Genomic DNA, 3677 nt, shown 5'->3' with positions numbered 1-3677 from the left:
GGGGGGGGGGGGGGGGGGGGGGGGGGGGGGGGGGCGGCGGCGGGCTGGGCGAAGGCGGCGGGCTGGGGCTGGGAGAAGGCGAAGGGCTTGGTGTGGGCGACGGGCTTGGGCTGGGGCTCGGGCTCGGGCTGGGGCTCGGCGAGGGGCTCGGAGAGGGACTGGGCGAGGGCGACGGGCTCGGAGAGGGACTGGGCGACGAGGCCTGCTTCTGGTTCGCCGAGAAGTCCGGCTGCGGGAAGTCCTGGACGGGCATGTTCGCGGTGGCGGTGGCCATGAAGTCGTGCCAGATCTCCGCGGGGATGGTGCCTCCGAACACCTCCGGGACTCCCTCGACGTTCGTCATGGAAATGCGACCCTTCGGATAGCCCACCCACACGCACGTGACGAGCTGGGGGACGTAGCCGCAGAACCACGCGTCCGCGAAGTCCTGCGCGGTTCCCGTCTTCCCGGCCTGGGGGCGGCCGATGCTGGCGGCGGTCCCGGTGCCGTACTGGACGACCCTCTGGAGCGCGTAGGTCACGATCGCGGCGTCGTTCGCGGGGACCTCCGGGTCGCCCTGGCGGCTCACGGAGAACACCGTGTCGCCCGACGGTGTGGTGATCTTCTGGGCCGGGACCGGGTCGTGGCGGACTCCCTGGTCGGCAAGGGTGCCATACGCCCTGGCCATGTCGATCGGGGTGACATCCTCCGTCCCCAGCGTGATGGAGCACACCGGTTTGAGCGGTGAGGTGATCCCCATCGTGTGCGCCATGTCGACGACGTCCTGGGGACCGTTGTGCAGCCACGTGACGACCTGGGCGAACACCGTGTTCACGGAGTTGGCCGTGGCGTCCAGGAGGCTGAACGTTCCGCTTTCCTCGTCCGCGGCGTTGGTCAACGTCCACGGCCCGAACTGTCCGGTGTCCGGGTCGGTCGTGTAGCACTCCCGGTTGGGGATGGTGATCTGCGAGGGGCCGTTCCAGCTGGACTGGAGCGACAGGCCCTGCTCCACGGCCGCGGTCAGCGTGAACACCTTGAAGGCGCTCCCGGCCTGGCGGTTCGCGCCCGTGGCCAGGTTCTCGTTGTCCGTGAGCGTGTGGGGATCCCTCCCTCCGACCATGGCCCGGATCTCGCCGGTGGTGGGGTCGATGGCCACCAGGGCCGCCGACGGGTCCCCCGGCGACGGGAGGTGGCTGGCCACCGCCTGCTCGGCGGCGTGCTGCCACCCGAGGTCGAGGCCGGTGGTGACCCGGAGGCCGCCGGCGTACGTGGCCTGCTCGCCGTAGTGATCGATCAGCCACTGCCGCGTGTAGTCCATGAAGTACGCGGCCTGGGACGGCTGCTCCCGGTCGCCGGCGGTCGCCACGGGGCGCTGCTTCAGCTGGTCCGCCTTGTCCTGCGTGATGTAGCCCTGGGCTGCCATCTGGTCGAGCACGTAGTTCCGGCGGACTTCGGCGTCCGAGGGGTGGGTGATGGGGTCGAACCGGGCCGGCGACGCGATGACCCCGGCGAGAGTGGCGTCCTGGAGGATGTTGAGGTCCTTGGCGTGGATCCGGAAGTACGTCTGGGCCGCCGCCTCCACGCCGTAGGCGCCGTGCCCCAGATAGATGGTGTTCAGGTACTTCCCCAGGATCTGGTTCTTCGTGTACTTGTGCTCGAGCTTGATGGCCAGGAGGGCTTCCTTGACCTTCCGGAACAGGGAACGCTCGTTCCCCGTGTAGACGTTCTTCACGTACTGCTGCGTGATGGTGGAGCCCCCTTGGACGTATCCGCGGTGCAGGATGTCCTGGAAGGCCGCCCGGAAGATGCCCGTGATGCTGATCCCGCCGTGGTGGTAGAAGTCCTTGTCCTCCGTCGCGATCACGGCGTCGCGAAGCATCACCGGCATCTCGGAGAAGTCGATCTCGGTGCGGTTCACCGTGGCGTGCAGGGTCCCGATCAGGTGGCCGTGGCGGTCGTACACGTAGGTGGTCTGGGCGGCCGGCGGAGCCGCCGGGATCTGGATGCGGGAGTAGGCGTACAGGAGCGTCCCGGACACGCCGACCACCATCACCAGCGGGACCACCACGAACAGCCACCAGTAGCGGCGGAAGAAACCGCGCTTTCCTTTGGGCTGCTGCCGGGCCTTGCCTCGCTGTTGCGATGAGCGGGAGGACGTACGGACGGCCAAGTTGGGCCGATCTTACCCCGGGCCTCGCGCAAGTAAGCCGGGCTCGTGTGCGGACAACGTGGAGATTCGTAGTGGCCGGCCCGTGCCCGGAGTCGGAGCCAGGGGCGGTGCGGGGTTGGTCAGGAGCTTGCCGCTGGGTCGGTCAGCCGGCGGTGCGGGCCCGGAACGACCGGTACAGGTGGTTCCAGGAACAGCCCGTGCAGACCTCGACCACGTAGCAGCTGCCGCCCCGGTGGGCGGCCGTCACCGCCAGGGCCTCGCGCAGCTCCCACACCCGACCATTGTCCGTCTTCAGGTCGTCCGCGTAGACGTACGCCAGCAGGCGGAGGCCCTCCTTGTCGCACACGGGGCACGGGCGCGACGTCGGCTCGCCGACATACTTCGCGGCCCGGAGCAGCTCCGGGTGCGCGTCGCAGATCTCCCGGCGCGACAGGAGTCCGCCCCGGAACTCCCGCAGGAGGGCCCGCTTGGCGAGCGTGTAATCGACCGAGCCGAACAGCCTGCGCGCCCCGTTCGATCCGCCGCGCCCGTTCGAACCGTCGAAGCCGTTCAAGCCGGCGAGGCCGTTCGATCTGCCGCGGCCGTCCGTGGCGACGTGGCCGTCCGTGGCGACGTGGCCGTCCGAACCGACGAGGCGGTTCGATCCGCCGCGGCCGTCCGTGGCGACGTGGCCGTTCGAGCTGATACCGCTGCTGGAGCCGTTATCGCCGCTGCGGCCCGTCGAGACCTTCTTCGCTGGCCCTGACACAGTTCGGCCATTGTAGCGGTAGCCTCGATTCAGTCCATAGGCCTCTCGAATCCAACCTGCCGCTAGCCATGCATTGCACTGCCCTGCCCTCATTGAATGGCGTCGTCCCTCATCCCCCTCCCAGGTCCACGACGGCTCGCGCGGTCATGGGGACCAGATCGATCCCGCTCAAGAAGAGCAGTCGCCCGACCTGGACGTGGACCGTGACCACCGCCTCGGTGCCGTCGGGCGGACAGCGGCAGCCGACGAGCGCCGCCCCGTTCCACTCCGCGTACTGTCGGGCCAGCGCTTCCGGCCCCGGCCCGGTCGGAGCGACCTGCTCCTGGGCGGCAGCCAGCGCCGCGGCATCCGCAGCGGTCTGGGCTCGCCCGATGGCCGCCAGCGTCTTGGCCACGTCGGCTGACCCCAGCACCAGTACGAACAGGACGACGAGCATCCCCGCGGCAACAACGGTGACCGAGCCCCGATCCCGCCCGAGCACACGCCCATCCCGCCGAGTCACGCTCTCTCTCCGGCGCCGGCGCATCAGCCGATCCCGCCGGCGCGCCCTCATCGATACTCCTGTCGCAACGTGGCCGAGGCGCTGAGATCCACGGAAGCCGGGAACAGCCAGCCCACGACCGGCACGACCACCGGATCGGCGTAGGCGACCCGAACCGACACCGGCTGGCCCTGCTGGCCGGTTCGGTCGACCTCCACCGAGAGGTCTCCTGCCGCCAACACTGCAGCGGTTCGATCGACCGCCGCCCGGACCGCGCCGTCGTCCGCACTCACGGAGGC

General features: G+C 69.9%; 4 protein-coding genes. All 4 read right to left on the bottom strand.

Annotated elements, in window-relative coordinates; all coding sequences use genetic code 11:
• The coding region (locus M3Q23_09510) for a penicillin-binding protein (GenBank protein MDP9342310.1) at window positions 1-2149 on the bottom strand (2149 nt) is incomplete at its 3' end.
• 142 nt (window positions 2150-2291) lie between these two features.
• A complete protein-coding gene (locus M3Q23_09505; GenBank protein ID MDP9342309.1) occupies window positions 2292-2897 on the bottom strand; it encodes a DUF5318 domain-containing protein in 606 nt (201 codons plus the stop codon).
• A gap of 109 nt (window positions 2898-3006) precedes the next feature.
• Window positions 3007-3378 (bottom strand): pilus assembly protein TadG-related protein, encoded by a 372-nt coding sequence (locus M3Q23_09500; protein ID MDP9342308.1) that lies wholly within the window; start codon window positions 3376-3378, stop codon window positions 3007-3009.
• A gap of 68 nt (window positions 3379-3446) precedes the next feature.
• Window positions 3447-3677: hypothetical protein (locus M3Q23_09495; GenBank protein MDP9342307.1), on the bottom strand; the 231-nt coding region annotated here is incomplete at its 5' end.

It is taken from the genome of Actinomycetota bacterium (assembly GCA_030774015.1).
In the GTDB taxonomy this organism is placed as follows: domain Bacteria; phylum Actinomycetota; class UBA4738; order UBA4738; family JACQTL01; genus JALYLZ01.
This window is presented reverse-complemented; position numbering and strand designations above follow the sequence as displayed.